This window comes from Klebsiella sp. HC6, assembly GCF_022605325.1.
GTDB lineage: Bacteria > Pseudomonadota > Gammaproteobacteria > Enterobacterales > Enterobacteriaceae > Klebsiella > Klebsiella terrigena.
Map to the genome: position 1 here is coordinate 746838 of NZ_CP093276.1, position 16684 is coordinate 763521.

A 16684-nucleotide genomic window follows, 5' to 3' on the forward strand; every position below is an offset into this window, starting at 1 on the left:
CTCCTTTTTCACAGAACGCGGGGCGATGATGTTAAACCGACGAAATTTCCTGCTGGGAGGCGGCGCAGTCGCGGCTGGCATCCTGGCGGCAGGGCGCTTCCCCTCTTTGTTTGCCGCGGATGGCACAGCGACCGCCGCCACGGCGGGGGCAAAGTTTGCCATAACCCATAGCCCGCAGGAGTGGCAGAAGCTCCTGACGCCCCGGCAGTATTACATCCTGCGGGAGGCGGGAACCGAGAGACCTTATTCCAGCCCGCTGAACGATGAACACCGGCGCGGCACTTTCGTCTGCGCCGGCTGCCGGCTGCCGCTTTTCTCCTCCGCCGCTAAATTTGACAGCCATACCGGCTGGCCCAGCTTCTGGCGACCGCTGGATGACGCGGTGGCAGAGAGCCGCGATAGCTCATTTGGCATGGTGCGCGACGAAATTCACTGCCGCCGCTGCGGGGGGCATCTGGGCCACCTGTTTAACGACGGCCCCGCGCCGACCGGACTGCGCTATTGCATGAATGGCGATGCGCTGCTGTTTAGACCGGAAAAAATATAGCCCCCACGGTCCACAATAAGGACGCTGATTATGCTGGTTATTTTTCTTGCTTATCTTGGGGGGCTGTTGACTATCGCCAGCCCCTGTATTTTACCCGTGCTGCCGTTTGTTTTCGCCCGTTCGGATCGGTCCTTTATGCGCACCGGTCTGCCGCTGCTGGCGGGAATGGCGATAACTTTTACCCTGTTCGCCACCCTGGCTGCCGTGGGCGGCGGCTGGGTGGTGGCGGCCAACCAGTACGGTCGTGACGCCGCACTGGTGCTGATGGCGCTATTTGGCATAACGCTGCTGTTTCCCCGGCTGGCGGATCGGATCATGCATCCGCTGGTTTCTGCCGGGAACACCCTGTCAAATCGGATTACCGCCGGTAAATCCTCCGGCGCCGGCAGCTCGTTTTTGCTGGGTATTGCCACCGGTTTGCTGTGGGCGCCGTGTGCCGGGCCGATCCTCGGTCTGGTGCTGACCGGCGCAGCGCTGCAGGGGGCGAACATCAACTCCACCCTGCTGCTGCTGGCTTATGCCGCCGGCGCGGCGACTTCGCTGGCGCTGGCGCTGCTGATTGGCGGTAAAGTCTTTGCCACCATGAAGCGCTCGCTGGGGGTTGGGGAGTGGATCCGCCGCGCGCTCGGCGTCGGGATGCTGATGGGCGTAGTGGCGATTGGCTTCGGGCTGGATACCGGCGTGCTGGCGCGGATTTCGACGGCATCAACCGGCGGTATTGAGCGGGCATTGATACAAAAGCTCTCTCCGGACAGCGGCAAAAATGCCGCGACGCCTGCGGCGACTCCCGCCAGCGCGGTAGCCAGTACGGCTGATAACGGTATTGCGTCTTTGCTGAGCGATGAGGGGCTGGCGCCGCCGCTGACCGGCGCCGTGCAGTGGCTGAACTCGCCGCCGCTGACCCCGGAAGCGCTGCGCGGCAAGGTCGTGCTGGTGGACTTCTGGACCTACTCTTGCATCAACTGCCTGCGTTCGCTGCCCTACGTTAAAGCCTGGGCGGAGAAGTACCGCGATCGGGGGCTGGTGGTGATTGGCGTGCACGCGCCGGAATTCGCCTTTGAAAGAGATACCAGCAACGTCGCGAAAGAAGCGAAAAAGCTGGGCGTCACGTATCCGATTGCGATCGATAACGACTACCGCATCTGGCGCGCCTTTAATAACCAGTACTGGCCGGCGCACTACTTTATCGATGCCAGCGGGCATATCCGCTATGAACACTTTGGTGAAGGCGATTATGACCGCTCCGAACGCGTGATTCAGGAGCTGCTGCGTCAGGCGGGGGCGAAAAATGTCGATACCAGCGTCAGTACGGTTTCAGCGACGGGCATCGAACAGGCCGCCAGCGGTCAGAGCAATATTTCTCCGGAAACCTACCTTGGCTATTCGCGCGGAGCCAACTTTGCCTCCGATAAGGTCAGCGAAGATCGGCCTGCTGATTACCATATTGCGGCTCTGCCCCTGGATTCATGGGGGCTGGAGGGGCGCTGGACGATTGGCGACGAGCACATCACGCTGAACGGCGGCACCGGCAGGATTGCCTATCAGTTCCACGCTCGCGACCTGCATCTGGTTCTGGGACCGGGCAAAGACGGCAAACCCGTCCGCTTCAAGGTGTTGGTTGACGGTCAGGCTCCCGGAAACATGCACGGTGTCGACGTGGCCGCCGACGGTAGCGGTACGGTGACGGAGCAGCGTTTGTATCAGCTAGTTCGTGGGTCCGATGGGGTGGCTGAACACACCTTCAGCATTGAGTTTAACGATCCGGACGTCAACGCCTACGCTTTCACATTTGGTTAATACAGGTGGCTATATGAAAAAAATGACCCGTTGTATCCGTGCCTTAGGCGCTTCGGCTCTGGTGGTTGGCGCGCTGGCGTTCCAGAACGTCGCCTGGTCCGAAGCTGAATCCGCGGTAGTTATTCCAGCGCCGCTGCAGGATGAGGCGCCTGCGTCGACGCGCCTGGAAACTGCCGTCCTTGCCGGCGGCTGTTTCTGGGGCGTACAGGGCGTTTTTCAGCACGTTAAGGGCGTCACTAACGTCACTTCCGGTTATGCCGGCGGCAAAGCCCGCACCGCCTATTACGATAGCGTGAGTACCGGTATGACCGGCCATGCCGAGTCGGTGCAGATTACGTTTGATCCGCAGCAGGTGACCTACGGCCAGCTGCTGCAGGTTTTCTTCTCGGTCGCGCATAACCCGACGGAGCTGAACCGCCAGGGGCCGGACTACGGTACGCAGTATCGCTCAGCGATATTCCCGATGAGCGATTCGCAGGAGAGGGTGGCGAAGGCCTATATTGCTCAGCTTAACGGCAGCCATCGTTTCAACGCGCCGCTGGTGACTCAGGTTGAAGAGCGCGCCAGCTTCTATCCGGCGGAGAAATATCATCAGAACTTCCTCAACGACAATCCGGACTATCCGTACATTGTTATCAACGACAAGCCCAAAGTTGAGCAGCTGAAAAAAAACTTCCCGGCGCTGTGGAATAGCGAACCGGTGCTGGTGAAGGGTTAATGACTCGCCGTCAGGGGGCGCGGTTTGCCCTACGGGGCGGCATTTTTTCCGGCCAGCAGCCGGCCGACATCAGGAGACGAGATATTTTACGACCGGCTGCTTATGTGGCGCTTTCGACCGCGGGGGAAAACTTATACCCCTTTCCCCAGACGGTTAGCAGGCGCTCCGGCTCCGCCGGGTTACGTTCAATCTTGATCCGCAGGCGGTTAATGTGCGTATTGACCGTATGCTCGTAGCCTTCATGCTGATAGCCCCAGACCTGGTTGAGCAGGCTCATGCGCGAGAAGACCTTGCCGGGGTTTTTAGCGAAAAAATAGAGCAGATCGAATTCGCGCGGCGTAAGTTCCACCGGTTTGCGGTCCAGATGCACTTCACGCGCGATCGGATCGATGACCAGGCCGGCAAAGCGCAGCACTCCGGCATCCATTCTCATGGCGGAGATCATCGCTTCCTGACGGCGAAACAGGGCCTTGATGCGGGCGACCAGCTCCAGCATCGAAAAGGGTTTTGCCAGATAGTCATCGGCCCCCAGCTCGAGGCCCAGCACGCGGTGTATTTCGCTGGAGCGGGCGCTGATAATAATGATGGGCGTATAGCGGGCCATATTACGCGCCCGACGGCAGATCTCCAGCCCATCGATGCCGGGGAGCATCAGGTCGAGGATCAGGGCATCCCAGCCGCCGTTTTCCAGCAGGGTGACGCCCTTATTACCGTCACCGGCGTGGGTAATGTCATAGCCTTCATCGCGCAGATGAAGGGCGAGAAGGTCGGCAATATCGGCGTCATCTTCGACGACCAGGATTTTTTTTGCGGTTACGCCTGTCATATTAAACCCCCCCGTTTTGCCGTCTATTCCTTCAGCTTACACAACTCCCTCTGCGGCGATCGAAATATCACATTTTATTTAAATTTACGTGAGGCTTTGGGGAACTGGTGTGGCGCATAGTCGGTGACGGTATCGCGGGTATATCGACAATCACTGAGGAAAACAGGATGAAAAAATTAGCTATTCTCGCACTGTCAGCCGTCTGTGCTATGGGTTTCGCGGCGGTGAGCTATGCGGCAGATTCGACGAGCGAAACGTCATCGACCACCATGATGAAAGCCGACCCTCATTCCGGCTCGATGATGAAGGCCGATAATCATTCCGCAACCATGATGATGAAGGCGGATAAACATCCAGGCACCATGATGAAGAAGGAGAAAAAGCACGGAGATGCGATGGCAATGAAAAAAAAGGATGAAGTAAAAAAATCTATGTAGCCAGCAGCGCTGGGGTGGCGTTTCGGTGAAAAGCACCCCGGCAGCGTTTTTTGCGGAAACGTCGCCCTTCCGCGCAGCCCAATTGCCTTGATGCGCAGCGCAATCAGTACAATAATCGCGCATACGGATGTTTCCTCCCTGAATACAGGCTGCCATGATCGTAAAAATCGTTTGTCTGAGTCTTCTTTGCATCATCCTGCTCTCGCTTGGTGCCAGCCTGGCCCAGGCGATGCACCAGCGGGAGCAGCGACCGCAGGAAGGCTGGTGGTCCGCCCGTCGTGACTCAGCGGGGCTGGCGCCCGATCCTCAGCAAAACGCCAGGCTGGCCATTGTGCAGGTCTACGCTGCGCCGACCTGGGGATGGAGAGGCGTGGTGGCGGTACACCCATGGATCATCTATAAACGCGCCGGCGAGACGGAATATAGCCGTTACGAAGTGATTAGCTGGGGAGGAGGGGAAAAGGTGCGTCGCAACCGCAACCCACCGGATGGCTACTGGTTCGGTGCGAAGCCCCGTTTGCTGGTGGAACACCGGGGGCAAGAGGCCGAAGCCATGATTCCGCAGATTGTCGCGGCCATTGCCTCTTATCCCTGGCCGAATACCTACCACGCCTGGCCGGGGCCCAACAGTAACACCTTTATTGCCCATATTGGGCGCGAGGTGCCTGCACTCAAGCTGGATATGCCCGCCAACGCGGTGGGGAAAGATTTTCGCTCGCTGCTGGATCCCATCGGCCTCCCGCCATCCGGACGCGGGGTACAGGTGTCGGTGCTGGGGATTGCCGGCGTTACGCTGGGAGCTGAAGAGGGATTTGAACTCAACCTGTTGGGGCTGAACGTGGGGCTGGATTTCACGCCGCTACGTGTACGTCTGCCGTTTATTGGCGGCCTTGGCGATGACAATTTTCGCAATGACCCTGCTAAATAACGCTAGTGTCCGCTATTGTTTATTTCACCTCTTGCCGGCAAGAAAGAGCAGTATTGGCATTTTTATTGTTATGTCATGACTTAAACATAATCGAACGCAGTTCGATGGAGAGTCCGGCTGCAGAAAAGCAAAAACCCGCCTTTTGGGCGGGTTCTCTGAATAGTGGTGCCCGGACTCGGGAACATTCAGTTATCTATTGAACTGTTTTTAATGGTATTTTTTTTCACAACCGCTTGTCAAGACCCGTTGTTTGACCCGTATTTTTGTTTGAATATCAAAATGCTGGGATAGCAGTGCGGTAAATTAGTCCAGTGAGTTCCTTAGGCTCGATTCTGTCGGATGCCTGTAAATCGTGGTGTGCCCATATGCTCCCCCTATGCTCAAACATCTGCATAAGCGTCAATACGGTCTGGATGTGACGCTTACCACCCTGCGAGCCGTACAGGGCTTTATCGATTCCATTTTTTCCCTGATGGGTGTGCCTCTTCGCTGCCCGGATTATGGCATAACGGCAGATATGAAAAGTGCCAGCCCATAAGGGCTGGCTATCCATTAAGTTACAGGGAAGTATTGAAAATCAGAGAAGATTAAATTTTTCCAGCGTGGTTTTGACCTCACGCCTGAGTGTTGGCTCATCCAGTTCGTAATTTTCACGATCTGAATCAGGATTAAAACAATCAGCAAGGCAGAATATTGTTGATGATGCTTCATCAATTTCTTTACCATCAATAGAAAGCGCTTTTGTATCTCTATCTTCTTTCCACATAAGCATATATGGTTCTGCAAAGTTTGTTGCGTCAATTTTTGATTCTACGAAATATTTAGCGAAATCAATTAGTATTTTACTCATCTTAATATTCCTTTTTCAATATAATTTCTATACTGCGGAGTGTCTTTGTCTAATTGGGCCTCTGTTGCTCCATGCTCTTTTAATGCCGGTTTTATCGCATCCAGATTACGATCAGTTGCCGCCCGCAGGTTGCGTGAATCAAGGTCAATTTGTGCCGGTGTATTACGCCCGCCGTAAGTTTCGCTGAGCTTCTGATGTACTTCTTTAGGGAGAACTATAGCAGCAAAATTTTCAGCCATTTCATCCACTAACTGTTTGCTGAGTCGCGGGTTATCACGCAATAACGCAGCGCGAACGGCCGCAGACGATGGCATATGGTCAGCCTTATATCTGCGCTGACGCGAACGGCCCCTGAAATTACTGTACAGGTCAACCTCCAGGAACTCCACCGGGGGTTTCGCCAGCATCACATAAATCGCTTCAACACCACTTCCGGTCGCATCGGGCTGCCAGTAGATGAAGTCCTGCAGCGGCGGAAGGTCCGCCGCCGGGAACGTGGTGGTGACGATACATCACCCTTTACTCGAAAGCGGGATGATTTATGTACTAAAAAAGAGAGGATTCAGAATTATGAACCCTCTCGACGTTGATTCAAATTTATTTAATTAGAGAAGCTTAAACTTTTCCAGTGTGGCTTTTACTTCTTTTCGTAAACCCTGCTCGTCGAGTTCATAATCTGCTTTATCAGCATCTGGATTAAATAATTCGGCAACCATAAATAGTTCTTCGCCGCAATTCAGAATGTTTTTTTCCTGTTCCTTCACACCATACAATTTTCGCCTTTCAATACATATATTTTCAGAAAATTGCAAAGCAGTAACTTCTGAAGTCAAAAAACTTTTTGCTAACTCAATCATTGCCATTTTGTTCATAAATCACCTGTTTCTAGATATATTCTGCCATTGTCAGCATCTGGGTTTATTTTCCATCCTGATATCGGAACCGCTGTTCCAGGTCCCGTTTGTATAGGCATTTCCCGTATGCAGAAATTCGTACCAGGCGTGCTGACCAGAATTATAAACATGCATTCCCATCAGGCTGTGTTTACCAAGGCGTTCATAATGGTAGAGCTCTGAATACAGGTTGCTGGCTGCCTGAATACCGGCGCTGGCCAGCCGGAATCCGTTCGCGGCTTTTGACACGATCTCGCCGTCGCTGACGAGGCGCTTGCGCAGTGTTGTGAGGGATTTGAGTTCGGTGATGTCGTCGTTTACACCGTTCAGTACCAGGGCGTTTGTCTTCTGTTCAGCCATTATGAGGTCCTTTTTTCGCTGGTCAGTGGGTTAATTTTTTATAAATACTGTATATATATACAGTATTTATTGCACTTTACTCCCGTACAGACATTCTGTCAACAGATGAGAGTCATTCGTATTTGTCATCCGGAGTATGGCGCTTTGCGGCACAGAAGTAGGAAAAGAGGGGGCGATCTCGCCCGATGGTTACCTGGAGATGAAAACTGGAGTTTTCACATGTATTTAAGAGCGTTCTCAGCGTCAATACTCACCCTGGTGCTACTTATAACAGCCTGTTCAAACCATACTCAAAAAACAAAAGTCAGGGTTATGCCCGGAAACGATAAATCAGCGGAAGTTGATGATCTTTTAGGTGACCTACGGTCTCCAACAGTTCCCCCGGAGCATTCAAAAATAGTCGTATATGCAGCACAAATACGGAATGCCATTGTTACCGAAATGTACGAACCCGATGCGTATAAAGGAAAAATCTGCTCTACCCCCTCACCAAAAGATGAGGGGACCTTCTTGACACAGTTTCGGGGCGTAGAATGTGACTTCTTAATGCGACAGAGCCCTTCAGACCCCACGGAGCCAAAAAGAGAGCCAGCAATAAATCTGCTGGCTCAATGTCAAACGGAGAAATTATTTAATGCCGTATTTTTTTTCAGTCACGAATTTTGGCTCTTTCCAGTTTGGACCTTTTTCTGGTAGAGGATTACCAGTTTTTTTCAACTTACCTTCTTTAAACAGTCGTTGGTGGGTTCTCAATAACTCACCATTAGAAATTACATCAAATTTATAATTTACATACATCCGATCGATAGTCGGGTAGGGTGTTCGCAAGGCGAAGTGCAAAAGAACGTCTTCTACGCTCTCGTTTTTATAAATACCTTCAAGGTCCAACATCATTTACCCTCCTCTGCTTTGCGATAAGCTTCATTTGCCTCTGGTGTATACAACGGCTGCTCTTTTTCATTTACCGGCGCCGGCCAGCCGGAATCCGTTGACTGATTTTGACACGATTTCGCCGTCGCTGACGAGGCGCTTGCGCAGTGTTGTGAGGGATTTGAGTTCGGTGATGTCGTCGTTTACGCCGTTCAGTACCAGGGCGTTTGTCTTCTGTTCAGCCATTGTGAGGTCCTTTTTCTGGTTGAGTGTAATAAATACTGTATATACATACAGTATTTATTTACCTTACTTCTCTCCAGCAGCCCTGTCAACAGATGAGACGCATTCGTATTTTTCAGTCGGGGAGTGCCGCTTTGCGGCACAGAAGGTGGGGTGAAAAAGTTAAAGAGGGCGCAGAAGTCAGTCCGCTGAAGCCCGGCGTAGCCGGCAGCTGTTTGATAGGTTCTGTCAATCCCCATCCCCGCCTTGATAAGCCACACCCGCGGATAACGCTTCGGGAGCTGCTGTGCGCGGTCGGAGTGTCAGTCGCAGTCGGGGCATATCTCCGCGTAAGCGGGCCGTAGGGCCGCTTACGAGCGTGTACCCAGAGCTCACCGCAGCACTGCCAGCTCCAGGCGTCTGATCACAGCGTCCGGCTGCCCGCAGATGATGAACGTCTAGTGGATCACAAGACCAGGATAGTCCGACGAGTTTTGATCATTCATCACCCCATGTTCACTGTTTAGTATTAATAGGGTTTAGGTGTGTCCTGAATTACTGATCCACAATAGCCGGGGGTTATTTGATATAACAGCCGGTCCTTGCTTATAAAAAATCTGTTCTCATGGCACCTGATATTGTCGTGCATAAATATAGGGCGCAACATATCCCTCCCGGCTGACTTCCAGATAATCAGACCACCACTGCATCATTTCGATTCTGGCTTCCAGATGTTCTGCCTTATGCACGTAAGCAGCCCGTACGCCGTTGCGCTCTTTGTGACTCATCTGCCCGCTCAATGGAGTCTTTTGACCAGCGCCCGGACTCGTTCAGGGCGCTACAGGCCATGATCCTGAAGCCGTGGCAGCATACTTCGGTTTTGGTGTCATAGCCCATCACGCGCAGCGCCTTGTTGATGGTATTTTCACTCAGCGGCTTGTCCAGTGTATGTGCGCCTGGAAAAACGAACACCGACTCACCGGAAATCACCTGAATCTGTTTCAGCAGGGCAACCGCCTGATGCGACAGAGGCACCAGATGTTCATCTTTCATTTTTGCACCGCGCTCTGAAAATCTCACGCCTTTTACGGCCTCACGCTTTGCAGGCACCGTCCAGATATGGGCCTTCAGGTTGAACTCATCCCAGCGGGCGAGGCGTAGCTCACTGGAACGCAGAAAGGCATGGAGATTGGGTCCTGGCGCCAGGCGGGTTGCTGAGCAGGGAAGAGCAGAGGCTGGACGCCAGCAGCTTACGCGCTGCATCGCGTTTTTCGAGGGCGTTAGCCAGCGTCACCTGCGGATAGGGACCAAAGGCCAGACGGTTTTCCTTACCGCCTAAGCGATAGCGGAAATACCATAACTTAGCGCCGTTGGCGGATATCGTCAGGTACAGGCCTTGTGAATCGGAAGGTTTGTAGGATTTTGCGAGATATTTGGCTGCGCGGATTTTACTGTCATTCAGGGCTATGTGAGGGTCTCCATCGTTCATCGAACTGAACGACCCGTAATCTGACCCAAAATTTTCCGGATACGAAGGGATAAATCAAAACGCATCGGGGAAGGCTTTTAATCTAACGTATTGAATTACATATACATAAAAATTCACAGGGAAGCATAAAAGAAGAATAATGGTGCCTGGACTCGGACTAACGCCGAAGGCGTTGAACGGCGAGCCTGTCGCGCCGGCCCCGCAGGGGTGAGCCGCTGGCGGCGAATAATCGAACGCAGTTCGATGGAGAGTCCGGCCGCAGAAAAGCAAAAACCCGCCTTTTGGGCGGGTTCTTTAAATAGTGGTGCCCGGACTCGGAATGGATTTTGTTTTGTAATTGCATTGATTAGAATGGTTTTTATCTTGTTCCATAAACGTTGAGGCCCCCATTAAGGCCCCCTTCTGCAAAGGGTCAAAATTTGATGGTTGAACAGGAACTTTTACATCCATCTGAATACTATTTGATGGCAAGGTATAGTGATCTACTACGGAATCGCAGTGAGCACCATCCATGTTTGAAAATGATACCATAATTTGGTTCCTTACTGTTTAGTGGGCAACGCCCCTGGATAGTGTTTCGCGATAATGTCGTTCAGCTTATCGACCAGCTCCGATCGCCTGAACGTGATATGGACAGTTCCCTTCTGAAAATACTTAATCACAGACATCTCATCCTCATAACGGGTGCTATGCCTGTTCTCATGGATATGGTCGCTTAACCGGCGCGTGACGTCGGCGCGATTGTCGGGGATGGCCTTCCCATCCAGCAGCATCAGCATGCGCTCAAGGTCCGTTAACCGGTCACGCTGCCAGCCCCAGTTCAGACCAAATCCCCACCGGTCATATTTGACAAGCCCCGTCACGATGATTTTCCCGCCAAACCTACAGGGGCTGTTTGTCTTAAAATTCCAGCTCAGACCTTTAAACACGTTAATCACACCTCGTTCAAACACCTCACCTTTATTCAGATGCAGTTGTTCGAATGTGTTGAGAATATTCTCTTCACTGATAGCCGGAATATCGTCTTTCTCCAGGCTGTTGTACCACTCGTCGCGGACCTGTGCGTCCATGAGCGCCAGCATTCCCGAGCGTTGCATCAGATCCCGCCATATACCACGATCGATATTGCGAGTAATGGCTTTCATGGCCGTATCAGTATCCTCCATCAGCCAGCAGTCGTAGCTGTATTGCCGCATTCCCTATTCATTCGCTTTACCACCGCCGATGCTGCGGGTCAGCGTCGAGATATCGTCAAGTTGTTGTATCAGCGTTTCAATCTGTGCAATCGCGAAATTACGTCCGGTGATGATGCGCTCAATACTGGTAGAACAAATCACATCGGTATGGCCGGTTAACACTTCAGGTTCGGTGAGGGTAAGATCTGACATTTTAATTTCCTTTATATAAAGCAAAGCGCCAGCCGGTAAGGGCTGGGGCTTATAGGTGTGTGGTGAGTATGGTTCGGTGGCTAACAGGTTCTGGTCTGTTGCAGAAGCTGAAGATGGCGGAGATTACGAACATCGTTTCGCGCCTGCTCAATCCAGGGCAACAGCACTGCTGAATCCGTCTTGTCTTCGTCGTTGTCGAAAATAATGCCGGTGTTGCAACTGATGTTGTCCTGCAGCCAGCCAATCAGAATGTTGAGAGCCACTTCGGTGGTTAATTCCGGCATGTAAAAACCTTGTGGTGATTGAGGTGGGGTTACCAGTCAAAGGTTGTAAAACTTGGTAGCACTTCGCCAAAGGCATCCAGATGAACAATGCCAGCGGCGTAGCGACGCATAAGCGTCACTAATAACCGACGGCAGGCTTTTGACAGACCGAGGCGTTTGAGGCGTAAGACCGGAAACGACCACGCGCCCAGGTGGAGCAGATAACCCGAGCCGGTATAACTAATCCATTCAGACTCGCCAAAGTCTTCATGCTGGTGTGAAAGGGTAAACAGCAGAGCATTGTCTTCCGCCGTGATATGTGCAGTGCTGCACTGAATGCCGTTCAGGCGGGCAACGGGCGGAATTGGATCTTCAACAATCAATTTCCCCGGTTCGTCAGCAACGAGAAGCGAATAACCGTTCTGGTTCACCACATTGATCAGGTCGGTCAGTTCAATACCGTCAATGTCTACGACGATCCGGCCCATGTTGAGGGCCAGTACGTTGATGGCATCGGCTTCCACCGTCAGGGACAGCTTCATGGTTGCACCTCACGGTATTTGCCGGTGGTGATGTCGGTAACGGCCCTGTAGCTATGACGGGTCATCAGCCCGGTGGCTTTGCGGGCGCGGAGAATATCGATACTGGTGAGAAGCGGCGACTGAGTTTCCGCGTTAAAACCGCGACGATCAGTGCGTACCAGGTCGTATTTCTCCACGATGAAATTCACCGCGTCGCACAGTGAGATACCGGCATCGATATGCTCTTGGATCACACCATCTTTGCCAAATGGCGTGTCGTTGAGCGTCAGACCGTAGTGACGGTCCAGCAGGTGACTCAGGAGGCGCTGCCAGATCGCCACGGGTGACGGGCGTGGCGAAACCTCCCGTTTCGGAGGAACAGGTTGTGTTTGCATAATGGAAACCTTTACTGGTGAGTTAAACGAAGGAAAACTGCCGGGAGGTTTATTCTGTTGTTGCAGGTGTCGGGTAAATTGCGAGATAGACGTACCCGTGCGAGCCGAGGCTGTCGGCCTCGCATATCAGCCCTTTTGCATACAGCGTGACGCAGTGCTGATGACGGGGATTCAGCTCACCGGAAAGCAGCATCAGCTCCAGTTGCTTCAGCAGTAGCGGGAATGCCTGGTCGAGATGGCGTAAATCCGCGTCGCTGAAGGTGCCGGTGATGCTGGCGCGGTCGTTCAGGTAATGCAGCCGGTTGCCCTCCTGCACCAGACGTGCGCCAAAACAGGGGGTGATATCGCGTTTAAGCCCCCACCAAGGGGCGGCGATATCGTGGTTTACAGGCGGTATTGTATTCGACAATTTTAGCCTTCCTTAAACGTGAATTAATTCAGCGTAACGCTGCGTAATACGACGTACGGGCCGTTGCGGTCCTGACGGTGTTCTGCGAAGACGGCGAGCACGCCGCTGATATCCTGCACTTCCCGACCTGCGTAGTGGCAGATGCTGCCGGACCATGTGTATTTGCCGGCACAGAAGCGAAACAACCGGGACTGCGGATGCTGGCGGTATATCGCCATCGCCTGGCGTTTGCTGATGATTTTCATCGTTATTCTCTCCTTAAAGCCACCCTCTCTCAGCAAACGAGACGATCTCCATGCCGCCCACCACCAGGTGATCAAGCAGTCGGATATCAACCAGCTCCAGCGCCTGCTGAATACGCGTAGTGACCTGACGATCTGCATTGCTGGGTTCGGCAAGGCCTGACGGGTGGCAATGCGCCACAATGACAGCGGCACAGTTATGCTTCAGACCGGCCTTAACCACCTCGCGGGGATGGACCTGCGTATGATTGATGGTGCCGGTGAAGAGCGTTTCGTGGGCTATCAGACGATGCTGGTTATCGAGGAAGAGTACAGTGAATACTTCACGCTCCAGTGAGGCGAGTTGCAGACGCAGCCAGTCACGAACGGCGGTGGTGGAGGTAAAGGAGGCGCCGGGCTCGCGTAACTGGCGTTCCAGCAGGGTCAGCGCACGTCGGATAGTGCGCTGTGCGGCGGGAGATATTCCCCCGCTGTCGGGGGGGCAAGGGGTTATATTCATTGGCTTTTCCTTTATGTTGACCCGTCCGGGATTGATGTGTTGTACAGTTTCACGGCAACGACGAACTCGTCGTGCTGGGATTCAAACCATGACCAGATAGGGAAGAGAGAGGTGCCCGTCAGAAAATGCAGGAAGAGTTCGTCGGTCACAACGTCTCCGTCCTCATCCCTGACCGTTATTTTCCCCAGCGCATCCCACAGGGTATTCAGGTGAGACAGTTCATACGACATGGCGGGATGCTCAGTCGATGATGTGCATGATGGCGCTGCATTCCGGGTGACTGAGCGCGTAATCCCGCAGGCGGTAGTAGTGCTCCGTCATGGCATCGCATTCGGTGCGCATGGCATGGTGGCTGTAAGTCATCAGACAGACGGCAATCCCCGCAGCGTCGGCACTGAGTTCACCGCCGTTGCCGTTCATAGTGTTGAACAGCGACCACGGTTCATTGTTCTCCGCTTCCGGGGCCATAAACGCACCACCGTTGCTGAGCGTATAAAAATTCCAGATACCGCCGTTGTAGTCGGCGCAGAAACGGTCCATCCACGCGAAGACCGTCGGCTCAAGGATTATCCACTGCGGTATGCTGCCGAAGTACTGCGGCCAAAAGCCGATGCGCTGCTCGTCCTGTACGAGGGTGGCGGTCAGCGCTGGCGCAGAACCGGCAGGTTGTGGCGGTAACGGAAGGGTATCGTGAAGGTTAATAATGTCGGTCATGTTAGTTTTTCCTTGTTTATTTATCGGGTTGGGGATGCTGGTTCAGCAGGAGTGACGGGCAGGACTGCGCATAGCCATCTTCATCGCACCGTGAGGGCCAGATGCTGTCAGATACAGACAGTCGGCACAGGCTGAGCTCGCCGGGACGGTAGCAAAGATGTCTGCACCAGGCGCAGAGGTCATCGTCGGAGATGGAACGGCAGCCGGACTGGTTTTGCAGGGAAACGGGCCAGACAGCCGTCAGACGGGTATTTGCAGGAATGTGCTGCATCAGCTCAGTGCCTGCTGCAGTTCTTCGGCCATCACCCAGAGCGCGCGGTTGAGTTTGATATCCCCGTCGATACCGTTAACCGCACGAGTGTGGGTACGTTTACCCTGTGCGGTGCGTCCGCTCAGCCCGCCTTTCAGCAACGATTCCTGAATGCGGTTATAAACGGTCCACAGGTCGTCCTGATGGTCCTCATACCGTCGCGGTGTCAGTATCTGCGCTGCGGTCACCGGCTGATATTCTTCACCAAAGCGGTATGTCAGTGCGGCGTTCGCCAGGGCATGTTGCGCGGGTGCTGGTAGTCGAAGTGACTGCATGGCCTCGCGCTTTTCTTCCACCCGATCAAAGACACCGAGCACTTCATAAGCCCCCTCAATCACTTTCCCGGCCACATCGCCACGATGCGGTACACGAATTTCACCGAACGACTGTCCGCAGACGAGCCCGTTGGTGCAGATGGCTCTGAACAGCCCCGGCAGCATCTGGTATGAGCTGCTACCATCGTGCGAGTTAAGCAAAATGATTTCGGGAACCTGCTGGCCGGTTATCTGACCGGTACGACGCAGGCGCAGCAGATGTTTGGTGTGCTCCCGGCGGTCAGGGTCGCGTACGCGTGACTGGCAGGCGAAGAAGGGTTCAAAGCCTTCGCGTTGAAGATTTTCGAGCAGAGTAATGGTGGGTATGTAAGCGTATTTTTCGCTCCTGGAACCGTGGCGATCTGCACTGAATACGCTGGGAACGACCTGCATCAGTTCTTCGCGGGTTAACGGACGATCGCGACGGATCTGGTTTGTCCGTCCAAAGCGGCTGGCTAGTCTCATGGTAAATTCCTTATTGTTGATTTAACGGCATAAACAAAACAGCCATGCTCCTGTGGGAGCATGGCTTTTTTGTGTGGTCGCTATTGGGTTAAGCTGTGGTGTGTCAGTGTTTGGGGATCCCGTGGCTGAGCAGATAGCGGTTAAGCCATTCCCCGGCACTGGCTTCAAAATTCCAGGCCCGCCAGATTAACGTCCCCTCGCTGTCGCGAATAACCAGCCGAAAGTGCGTACCCTGGTCATCTTCTATAGTGACGTTGTGGTAAAGCGTGACCACGGCTTCAGCCTGTCGGCGGGTGAATTGCCCTGGCGGTAACGACGTATCGTCAGTGACTTGCATATTCAGTTCCTGATGAATGGCATAAAACAAAATGCCCCGCTCAGTGAGCAGGGCATCAGTGGGTTAAGTGTGTGGCAATAAGCTGCAGTATCTGTTCCATGAGCGCTGTGATTAAGGCACCTGCGAGCAGGGTTGCCGCCTGTCTGGCGATGTAAATACTGTCTTCGTCATAGCCTTCTTCGCGGAAGTGGTCTTCCACAAACTGCTGCGCCCGGCTGCTGGCGCACCACGTCAGCACCTGACGCAGGGTGTTGAGCACGATTTTCAGTAATGTCATTGGGTCAAATCTCAGAGGGGGGATCCGGATGAATCTGGGGCACACAGGAATGCCCCGGCCGGATAATAAGAGGAGAGCTGCGTTACTGCGGTGACGGAGACTCCGGCGGCACAGGGGCCTGACCATGAATAATGCGGTGCTTCGCCAGTGCCTGCGGCATATCGTTGATGCAGTATGTAATGTAGAAGACGTTGAGCACCACGGTATAAAACGCATTCATCTTCAGGTCAAACCGGAAGGTGTTCAGCGCATAGTGTCGCAGTGCTGCTCTGGCCTTAAAGGCCCAGACGATGTACATCACGCCGCAGGTGAGCGACAGAATGCCGCTTAAGGCCAACAGTGTATCGCTGCCCGTGTAGTAGCCCGCCAGGTCCGGTGAGGCCATCACGCCGAACTGTCGTCCGAGCCCAAAACAGACGGCGAGCCAGATGATAAACAGATTGCCGCAAACCGGATATCCGGTGGTGTCGCTGATAATCTGCTGTTTTCGGTACAGCCACAGTAACGGCCAGATGCCGCAGGTGGCGACGGTGAGTAGAACAAAATGCAGGGTTGGCGTCGTCAGTCGCTGGCTGAGTGTCGAAATGTCGGTCATATCGTATTGTCCTTGATT

The 16684-nt window shown here is 53.6% G+C and carries 25 protein-coding genes and 5 pseudogenes; 5 read left to right on the forward strand and 25 right to left on the reverse strand.

Going from position 1 to position 16684, the window contains the following annotated elements:
- Positions 1-25 precede the first annotated feature (25 nt).
- Genes msrB through msrA form a run of 3 tightly spaced genes read left to right on the forward strand, consistent with a single transcriptional unit; the run spans position 26 to position 3062 of the window.
- Positions 26-547: a peptide-methionine (R)-S-oxide reductase MsrB gene (gene msrB / locus MMW58_RS03610; protein ID WP_241722762.1), complete on the forward strand. Its 522-nt coding sequence runs from the start codon at positions 26-28 to the stop codon at positions 545-547.
- Positions 548-577: 30 nt separating this feature from the next.
- Positions 578-2344, forward strand: a complete 1767-nt coding sequence (locus MMW58_RS03615) for a cytochrome c biogenesis protein DipZ (protein WP_241722763.1) — start codon at positions 578-580, stop codon at positions 2342-2344.
- A gap of 13 nt (positions 2345-2357) precedes the next feature.
- Positions 2358-3062: a peptide-methionine (S)-S-oxide reductase MsrA gene (gene msrA / locus MMW58_RS03620; RefSeq protein ID WP_133600986.1), complete on the forward strand. Its 705-nt coding sequence runs from the start codon at positions 2358-2360 to the stop codon at positions 3060-3062.
- A 100-nt stretch (positions 3063-3162) separates the two neighbouring features.
- Here msrA and MMW58_RS03625 read toward each other — a convergent pair whose 3' ends face one another.
- A complete protein-coding gene (locus MMW58_RS03625) occupies positions 3163-3888 on the reverse strand; it encodes a response regulator transcription factor (RefSeq protein ID WP_133600948.1) in 726 nt (241 codons plus the stop codon).
- Between the two features lie 167 nt (positions 3889-4055).
- Between MMW58_RS03625 and MMW58_RS03630 the strand changes: the two genes are divergently transcribed.
- Both MMW58_RS03630 and MMW58_RS03635 read left to right on the forward strand, forming a co-directional pair.
- Positions 4056-4325: a hypothetical protein gene (locus MMW58_RS03630; RefSeq protein WP_241722764.1), complete on the forward strand. Its 270-nt coding sequence runs from the start codon at positions 4056-4058 to the stop codon at positions 4323-4325.
- Between the two features lie 154 nt (positions 4326-4479).
- On the forward strand, positions 4480-5253 hold the full coding sequence (locus MMW58_RS03635) for a DUF3750 domain-containing protein (RefSeq protein WP_241722765.1): 774 nt from the start codon (positions 4480-4482) through the stop codon (positions 5251-5253).
- A gap of 577 nt (positions 5254-5830) precedes the next feature.
- Here the strand turns inward: MMW58_RS03635 and MMW58_RS03645 are convergent.
- The 24 genes and pseudogenes from MMW58_RS03645 to MMW58_RS03750 form a co-directional block, all read right to left on the reverse strand.
- Complete coding sequence (locus MMW58_RS03645; protein ID WP_241722766.1) at positions 5831-6103, reverse strand: colicin immunity domain-containing protein; 273 nt, start codon at positions 6101-6103, stop codon at positions 5831-5833.
- A complete protein-coding gene (locus MMW58_RS03650; protein WP_241722767.1) occupies positions 6100-6417 on the reverse strand; it encodes a hypothetical protein in 318 nt (105 codons plus the stop codon). The genes MMW58_RS03645 and MMW58_RS03650 overlap by 4 nt, the downstream gene beginning before the upstream one ends.
- A 132-nt stretch (positions 6418-6549) precedes the next feature.
- Positions 6550-6612: pseudogene (locus tag MMW58_RS30255) on the reverse strand (hypothetical protein); the annotation flags it as partial.
- A gap of 96 nt (positions 6613-6708) precedes the next feature.
- Entirely contained in the window at positions 6709-6975 is a 267-nt protein-coding gene (locus MMW58_RS03655; protein ID WP_133600951.1) for a colicin immunity domain-containing protein, read from the reverse strand.
- Positions 6972-7040, reverse strand: a pseudogene (locus MMW58_RS30260) (pyocin); the annotation flags it as partial. The pseudogene MMW58_RS30260 and the gene MMW58_RS03655, both read right to left, overlap by 4 nt.
- On the reverse strand, positions 7009-7356 hold the full coding sequence (locus tag MMW58_RS03660) for a hypothetical protein (protein WP_306463083.1): 348 nt from the start codon (positions 7354-7356) through the stop codon (positions 7009-7011). The gene MMW58_RS03660 and the pseudogene MMW58_RS30260, both read right to left, overlap by 32 nt.
- 627 nt (positions 7357-7983) lie before the next feature.
- Positions 7984-8247 carry an immunity protein gene (locus tag MMW58_RS03665; RefSeq protein ID WP_075912842.1) on the reverse strand — a complete coding sequence of 88 codons (264 nt, stop codon included), beginning with the start codon at positions 8245-8247 and terminating at the stop codon, positions 7984-7986.
- Positions 8248-8328: 81 nt separating this feature from the next.
- Positions 8329-8472: pseudogene (locus MMW58_RS03670) on the reverse strand (tail fiber domain-containing protein); the annotation flags it as partial.
- A 599-nt stretch (positions 8473-9071) separates the two neighbouring features.
- Positions 9072-9937: pseudogene (locus tag MMW58_RS03675) on the reverse strand (integrase arm-type DNA-binding domain-containing protein).
- A 294-nt stretch (positions 9938-10231) separates the two neighbouring features.
- Complete coding sequence (locus MMW58_RS03680; RefSeq protein WP_016154458.1) at positions 10232-10468, reverse strand: hypothetical protein; 237 nt, start codon at positions 10466-10468, stop codon at positions 10232-10234.
- A gap of 11 nt (positions 10469-10479) precedes the next feature.
- Positions 10480-11325: pseudogene (locus tag MMW58_RS03685) on the reverse strand (DUF4942 domain-containing protein).
- Between the two features lie 80 nt (positions 11326-11405).
- On the reverse strand, positions 11406-11609 hold the full coding sequence (locus MMW58_RS03690) for a DUF957 domain-containing protein (RefSeq protein WP_009652505.1): 204 nt from the start codon (positions 11607-11609) through the stop codon (positions 11406-11408).
- 29 nt (positions 11610-11638) lie between these two features.
- Positions 11639-12130 carry a DUF5983 family protein gene (locus MMW58_RS03695; protein WP_009652438.1) on the reverse strand — a complete coding sequence of 164 codons (492 nt, stop codon included), beginning with the start codon at positions 12128-12130 and terminating at the stop codon, positions 11639-11641.
- Complete coding sequence (locus MMW58_RS03700) at positions 12127-12504, reverse strand: TA system toxin CbtA family protein (protein ID WP_016154457.1); 378 nt, start codon at positions 12502-12504, stop codon at positions 12127-12129. The genes MMW58_RS03695 and MMW58_RS03700 overlap by 4 nt, the downstream gene beginning before the upstream one ends.
- A 49-nt stretch (positions 12505-12553) precedes the next feature.
- Positions 12554-12913: a type IV toxin-antitoxin system YeeU family antitoxin gene (locus MMW58_RS03705; protein ID WP_009652436.1), complete on the reverse strand. Its 360-nt coding sequence runs from the start codon at positions 12911-12913 to the stop codon at positions 12554-12556.
- Between the two features lie 23 nt (positions 12914-12936).
- Positions 12937-13158 carry a DUF987 domain-containing protein gene (locus MMW58_RS03710; protein ID WP_009652392.1) on the reverse strand — a complete coding sequence of 74 codons (222 nt, stop codon included), beginning with the start codon at positions 13156-13158 and terminating at the stop codon, positions 12937-12939.
- 13 nt (positions 13159-13171) lie between these two features.
- Complete coding sequence (gene radC / locus MMW58_RS03715; protein WP_016154455.1) at positions 13172-13654, reverse strand: RadC family protein; 483 nt, start codon at positions 13652-13654, stop codon at positions 13172-13174.
- An 11-nt stretch (positions 13655-13665) separates the two neighbouring features.
- On the reverse strand, positions 13666-13884 hold the full coding sequence (locus MMW58_RS03720; RefSeq protein ID WP_009652503.1) for a hypothetical protein: 219 nt from the start codon (positions 13882-13884) through the stop codon (positions 13666-13668).
- Positions 13885-13894: 10 nt separating this feature from the next.
- Positions 13895-14368: an antirestriction protein gene (locus tag MMW58_RS03725; RefSeq protein ID WP_009652453.1), complete on the reverse strand. Its 474-nt coding sequence runs from the start codon at positions 14366-14368 to the stop codon at positions 13895-13897.
- Between the two features lie 16 nt (positions 14369-14384).
- Positions 14385-14639, reverse strand: a complete 255-nt coding sequence (locus MMW58_RS03730) for a hypothetical protein (RefSeq protein WP_009652519.1) — start codon at positions 14637-14639, stop codon at positions 14385-14387.
- The gene (locus MMW58_RS03735; RefSeq protein WP_009652424.1) at positions 14639-15457 is read right to left on the reverse strand and encodes a DUF932 domain-containing protein; all 819 of its coding nucleotides are present in this window, start codon (positions 15455-15457) and stop codon (positions 14639-14641) included. The genes MMW58_RS03730 and MMW58_RS03735 overlap by 1 nt, the downstream gene beginning before the upstream one ends.
- 103 nt (positions 15458-15560) lie before the next feature.
- Positions 15561-15794: a DUF905 domain-containing protein gene (locus tag MMW58_RS03740; RefSeq protein WP_009652474.1), complete on the reverse strand. Its 234-nt coding sequence runs from the start codon at positions 15792-15794 to the stop codon at positions 15561-15563.
- Between the two features lie 55 nt (positions 15795-15849).
- Entirely contained in the window at positions 15850-16071 is a 222-nt protein-coding gene (locus MMW58_RS03745; RefSeq protein ID WP_009652443.1) for a hypothetical protein, read from the reverse strand.
- A gap of 82 nt (positions 16072-16153) precedes the next feature.
- The gene (locus MMW58_RS03750) at positions 16154-16666 is read right to left on the reverse strand and encodes a DUF4234 domain-containing protein (protein WP_009652395.1); all 513 of its coding nucleotides are present in this window, start codon (positions 16664-16666) and stop codon (positions 16154-16156) included.
- Positions 16667-16684: the final 18 nt, after the last annotated feature.

Coding starts and splice junctions, on each gene's coding strand:
- msrB (WP_241722762.1), top strand. CDS start 26: ATGATGTTAAACCGACGAAATTTCCTGCTGGGAGGCGGCGCAGTCGCG.
- MMW58_RS03615 (WP_241722763.1), top strand. CDS start 578: ATGCTGGTTATTTTTCTTGCTTATCTTGGGGGGCTGTTGACTATCGCC.
- msrA (WP_133600986.1), top strand. CDS start 2,358: ATGAAAAAAATGACCCGTTGTATCCGTGCCTTAGGCGCTTCGGCTCTG.
- MMW58_RS03625 (WP_133600948.1), bottom strand. CDS start 3,888: ATGACAGGCGTAACCGCAAAAAAAATCCTGGTCGTCGAAGATGACGCC.
- MMW58_RS03630 (WP_241722764.1), top strand. CDS start 4,056: ATGAAAAAATTAGCTATTCTCGCACTGTCAGCCGTCTGTGCTATGGGT.
- MMW58_RS03635 (WP_241722765.1), top strand. CDS start 4,480: ATGATCGTAAAAATCGTTTGTCTGAGTCTTCTTTGCATCATCCTGCTC.
- MMW58_RS03645 (WP_241722766.1), bottom strand. CDS start 6,103: ATGAGTAAAATACTAATTGATTTCGCTAAATATTTCGTAGAATCAAAA.
- MMW58_RS03650 (WP_241722767.1), bottom strand. CDS start 6,417: ATGCCATCGTCTGCGGCCGTTCGCGCTGCGTTATTGCGTGATAACCCG.
- MMW58_RS03655 (WP_133600951.1), bottom strand. CDS start 6,975: ATGAACAAAATGGCAATGATTGAGTTAGCAAAAAGTTTTTTGACTTCA.
- MMW58_RS03660 (WP_306463083.1), bottom strand. CDS start 7,356: ATGGCTGAACAGAAGACAAACGCCCTGGTACTGAACGGTGTAAACGAC.
- MMW58_RS03665 (WP_075912842.1), bottom strand. CDS start 8,247: ATGTTGGACCTTGAAGGTATTTATAAAAACGAGAGCGTAGAAGACGTT.
- MMW58_RS03680 (WP_016154458.1), bottom strand. CDS start 10,468: ATGGTATCATTTTCAAACATGGATGGTGCTCACTGCGATTCCGTAGTA.
- MMW58_RS03690 (WP_009652505.1), bottom strand. CDS start 11,609: ATGCCGGAATTAACCACCGAAGTGGCTCTCAACATTCTGATTGGCTGG.
- MMW58_RS03695 (WP_009652438.1), bottom strand. CDS start 12,130: ATGAAGCTGTCCCTGACGGTGGAAGCCGATGCCATCAACGTACTGGCC.
- MMW58_RS03700 (WP_016154457.1), bottom strand. CDS start 12,504: ATGCAAACACAACCTGTTCCTCCGAAACGGGAGGTTTCGCCACGCCCG.
- MMW58_RS03710 (WP_009652392.1), bottom strand. CDS start 13,158: ATGAAAATCATCAGCAAACGCCAGGCGATGGCGATATACCGCCAGCAT.
- radC (WP_016154455.1), bottom strand. CDS start 13,654: ATGAATATAACCCCTTGCCCCCCCGACAGCGGGGGAATATCTCCCGCC.
- MMW58_RS03720 (WP_009652503.1), bottom strand. CDS start 13,884: ATGTCGTATGAACTGTCTCACCTGAATACCCTGTGGGATGCGCTGGGG.
- MMW58_RS03725 (WP_009652453.1), bottom strand. CDS start 14,368: ATGACCGACATTATTAACCTTCACGATACCCTTCCGTTACCGCCACAA.
- MMW58_RS03730 (WP_009652519.1), bottom strand. CDS start 14,639: ATGCAGCACATTCCTGCAAATACCCGTCTGACGGCTGTCTGGCCCGTT.
- MMW58_RS03735 (WP_009652424.1), bottom strand. CDS start 15,457: ATGAGACTAGCCAGCCGCTTTGGACGGACAAACCAGATCCGTCGCGAT.
- MMW58_RS03740 (WP_009652474.1), bottom strand. CDS start 15,794: ATGCAAGTCACTGACGATACGTCGTTACCGCCAGGGCAATTCACCCGC.
- MMW58_RS03745 (WP_009652443.1), bottom strand. CDS start 16,071: ATGACATTACTGAAAATCGTGCTCAACACCCTGCGTCAGGTGCTGACG.
- MMW58_RS03750 (WP_009652395.1), bottom strand. CDS start 16,666: ATGACCGACATTTCGACACTCAGCCAGCGACTGACGACGCCAACCCTG.